The organism is Streptomyces sp. NPDC005899 (assembly GCF_040629645.1).
Taxonomy (GTDB): domain Bacteria; phylum Actinomycetota; class Actinomycetes; order Streptomycetales; family Streptomycetaceae; genus Streptomyces.
The window spans coordinates 1-3,443 of record NZ_JBEXWB010000503.1 but is presented as its reverse complement, the minus strand read 5'-3'; the positions used below and the strand labels follow the sequence as shown (position 1 = coordinate 3,443).

5 protein-coding genes are annotated in these 3,443 nt (G+C 74.2%); 1 reads left to right on the top strand and 4 read right to left on the bottom strand.

The genetic code is table 11. From position 1 onward, the window contains the following. On the bottom strand, positions 1-515 hold a 515-nt coding region (gene tsaB / locus ABZ371_RS30545; RefSeq protein ID WP_358685731.1), incomplete at its 3' end, for a tRNA (adenosine(37)-N6)-threonylcarbamoyltransferase complex dimerization subunit type 1 TsaB. A 179-nt stretch (positions 516-694) separates the two neighbouring features. Here tsaB and ABZ371_RS30540 point away from each other — a divergent pair. Beyond that, a complete protein-coding gene (locus ABZ371_RS30540) occupies positions 695-1,234 on the top strand; it encodes a hypothetical protein (RefSeq protein ID WP_358685733.1) in 540 nt (179 codons plus the stop codon). Positions 1,235-1,314: 80 nt separating this feature from the next. On the opposite strand, the gene ABZ371_RS30535 is transcribed toward ABZ371_RS30540, so the two are convergent. The 3 genes from ABZ371_RS30535 to ABZ371_RS30525 form a co-directional block, all read right to left on the bottom strand. Next, the gene (locus ABZ371_RS30535) at positions 1,315-1,524 is read right to left on the bottom strand and encodes a hypothetical protein (RefSeq protein ID WP_358685729.1); all 210 of its coding nucleotides are present in this window, start codon (positions 1,522-1,524) and stop codon (positions 1,315-1,317) included. A gap of 169 nt (positions 1,525-1,693) precedes the next feature. Then, positions 1,694-2,212: a tRNA (adenosine(37)-N6)-threonylcarbamoyltransferase complex ATPase subunit type 1 TsaE gene (gene tsaE, locus ABZ371_RS30530; RefSeq protein WP_358685727.1), complete on the bottom strand. Its 519-nt coding sequence runs from the start codon at positions 2,210-2,212 to the stop codon at positions 1,694-1,696. A gap of 49 nt (positions 2,213-2,261) precedes the next feature. Continuing rightward, positions 2,262-3,443: alpha/beta hydrolase (locus ABZ371_RS30525; RefSeq protein WP_358685725.1), on the bottom strand; the 1,182-nt coding region annotated here is incomplete at its 5' end.

Sequence of the window (3,443 nt, the reverse complement as noted above, 5' to 3'; positions counted from 1 at the left end):
CCCCGCGCGTCCGGGAAGGCGTCGGGGTACAGCAGGGCCCCCGCCCCGACGACCGGCAGGCCGGCGAGCTGTCCCGCGATGTCGGCGGGCCGGTCCACCCCGGGCTCTCCGGACCGGGTGCGGGCGTCCTCGTACCGCGCCCAGTAGACCTCCTTGCGGCGGGCGTCCGTGGCGACGGCGAACGGGCCCTCGACGCCGTCCTGACCGGCGGCGTACGCCAGGCCGTCGAGCGTGCACAGCCCGTGCACGGGGACGGAGAGGACGGAGCCGAAGGTCGCCGCCGTGACCAGGCCGACACGCAGGCCCGTGTAGGGGCCGGGGCCGACGCCGACGACGATGTCCGTCACGGCGTCGAGCTTCAGTCCGGCCTCGGACAGGACGCGGTCGACGGCGGGCAGCAGCAGTTCCCCGTGCCTTCGGGCGTCGACCTGGCCGGTCTCGGCGACGACGGACGTCCCGTCGTGGAGGGCGACGGTGACGGCGGGGGTGGCGGTATCCACGGCGAGCAGGAGCACACAAACAGCCTACGGCTCCGCCGACTCGGGTCGTGCCGCCCGTACGTCGTCCCGGCCGGTCCCTCCGCTGCTGGTACCGTCGCCCGGGTACACGCATGTACGACATGAATGCTTGTACGACATCCGGCGGACGGCATGTGGAAGGGGAGCGCACGGTGGCAAGGGGCAGCTCGGGATTCGTGGCCGGGCTCACAGCCGCGGCGGTCGCCGTGGTCTGTTTCCTCGCCTACCAGGCCTCGGCCAACGCGCCGGACTCGGTCGCCGCTCCTTCCTCGGGTCCCTCCGGCACCGCGGCGAGCACCTCGCCCTCCCCGAAGCCCGCGCCGACCCGGCAGCGGCTCGCGATCCCCGCCGGCTCCGACACCGGTGAGCGGGTCGTGTACGCGCTCGCGGACCGGCGGGTCTGGCTCGTGGACGAGACGGAGAAGGCGCTCCGGACGTTCCGCGTGATGCCGAGCGCCGTCAGCCCGGCGCCCGGTGCCTACGCGGTGACCTCGCGGTCCGGGACCATCAAGGGCTCGGACGGCGTACCCGTCGAACACGTGGTGCGTTTCGCCGACGTCGACGGGGTCTCCGTGGGCTTCAGCGCCGCCCAGGACGACTCGATGGCGAGCCCGGACCCCACGCTGAGGACCGGCGGGGTCCGGATGAAGCGGGCCGACGGCGACGCGATGTGGGCCTTCGCGACGGTCGGCGCCAAGGTCGTCGTCGTCCCGTAGACGGTCGCCCGCCCCCGGACGCACCCGGCCGCCCGCGCCGGGGCACGGCGGTCGTGGCACGAGCGTCCTGATCGATGCGGCTAGGCCGCGTCACGCCCGGCGGACAGGTGTCCCCGCTCCCCGTCGCCGTCCTCCCGCCCGTCGTCGTGGCGGCCGGCCTCGCGCGGTGGCGTGGAGACCACCGACGCGGCGGCGCAGGAGGCCAGCAGGTCCCGCATGGACACCGCGGACGGCGACGGCGGCTCCGCCTCCGGCGACTGCGGCCGTACTTCTCGCTCGGGTGCCGGCATGTCATGCCTCCTCGGGCTTCGACGGAAGACCGGGCCAGTGAAAGTTAGGCAGACCTAACCAGGTCTCGCACCCATGTCACCACGGCCGGTGCCCCTCGCGCAACATTTTACCGACAGGCTGTCGGAACATGCCGCCGCGGAGGGGCTCCGGCCACCCGCGCGGGATGCGTCAGACCGCGGCGAGATCCCCTCGCAGCCCGGCCCAGCGCGCGCCGATCCCCCTCAGCGTCACCGTGCGCCGCTCGTCGTCGGTGTCGCCGACCGCCCGGTCGATCACCACGTGGAGCCGGTCCTCCGACAGCTCCTCGACCTTGCCGTCACCCCACTCCACGACGACCACCGAGTCCGGCAGGGACACGTCCAGGTCCAGGTCCTCCATCTCGTCCAGCCCTCCGCCCAGGCGGTACGCGTCGACGTGGACCAGGGCGGGTCCCGCACCCAGCGGCGGGTGGACCCGGGCGATGACGAAGGTGGGCGAGGTGACGGCACCACGCACCCCGAGGCCCTCGCCGAGGCCCCGTGTGAGGGTCGTCTTGCCGGCGCCGAGCTCGCCGGTGAGCATCACCAGGTCGCCGGGGGCGAGGACGCGGGCGATGCGGCGGCCGAGATCCCTCATCTGTTCGGGCGACTCGACGGCGAGGCCGAGGGTGACGGTGCCGGGTGCGGCGGTCTCGTGTGCTGCTTCCATGCCGTCCAACTTACGGCCTCGGCCCGCGCCGGGGCGCGGGACGCCGAGGTCAGGACGTCTCGGCCGGCACCGCACCGATGCGGACGAGCAGGTCCGCGAGCCGGTCGGTGACCGTCTCCGGATGCTCCAGCATCACGAGGTGACCGGCGTCCGGCACGATGACCAGTTCCGCGTCCGGGAGTTCGTCGGCGATGGCCTCGCTGTGCGAGCTGGGTGTCACGAGGTCCTTGTCACCGGCGAGGATCAGGACGGGGATGTCGCGGAAGGCGGGCAGCGCGCCGCTCTTGTCGTGCTCCGTGAACGCCGGATAGAACTCCGCGACCACGTCGATGGGCGTCGACTCGATGAGCCGCTCCGCGAACCGCGCGACCGCCGGATCCACGTCACGTGAGCCGAACGAGTAGCGCTTGATCAGGCCCGCGAACAGGTCGGCGGTGGCCCGCCGCCCACGCTCCACCAGCTCCGCCTGCGATCCCAGCGCCCGCAGCACCCCCGGCAGCACCCGGCGCACCGCGTTGACCCCGGCCACCGGCAGCCCGAAGTTCACCTCGCCGAGCTTCCCGCTCGACGTGCCGACGAAGGCGACGGCGGCGACCCGGTCGCGGATCAGCTCCGGGTACCGGTCGGCGAGCGCCATCATCGTCATGCCGCCCATCGAGTGCCCCACCAGCACCAGCGGGCCCTCGGGCGCCGCCGCGTCGATGACGGCCCGGAGATCGCGGCCCAGCTGGTCGATGCCGAGGGGTACGCCCTCGGCCTGCGCCCGGCCCCGCTCGGAGCGGCCGTGGCTGCGCTGGTCCCAGTGCACCGTGCGGACCAGCCCGCGCAGCGCGGCCCGCTGGAAGTGCCAGGAGTCCTGGCCGAGGCAGTAACCGTGGCTGAAGACGACGGTGACGGGCATCGGCGGCTTCCGCCCGAAGAGCCTGCGCCGCCGCGAACCGGAGCCGGCGTCCGGACCGGCACCCTGCCCCGCCGGGGGCCGCCCGTCCGGCCTCCGCACCTCGACGCCGTCCGGTTCGGCCTCGTCGACCTCGTAGTACAGCTCGGTGCCGTCGTCCGCCACAGCCCGTCCCGGCTGTCCGCGCAGCGCCCCGTACGGGCCGGCGGCGTCCAGTGCCAGGCGCGCCTTCTTGCGCATGCCACGGCCCACCGTGAGCCGTTCGACGGCGACTCCGGCGGCCGCACCGGCGGCGACGACGCCTATCGCCGCGCCGGCGAGGCCCGCCCGCCG

Coding starts and splice junctions, on each gene's coding strand:
- ABZ371_RS30535 (WP_358685729.1), bottom strand. CDS start 1,524: ATGCCGGCACCCGAGCGAGAAGTACGGCCGCAGTCGCCGGAGGCGGAG.
- tsaE (WP_358685727.1), bottom strand. CDS start 2,212: ATGGAAGCAGCACACGAGACCGCCGCACCCGGCACCGTCACCCTCGGC.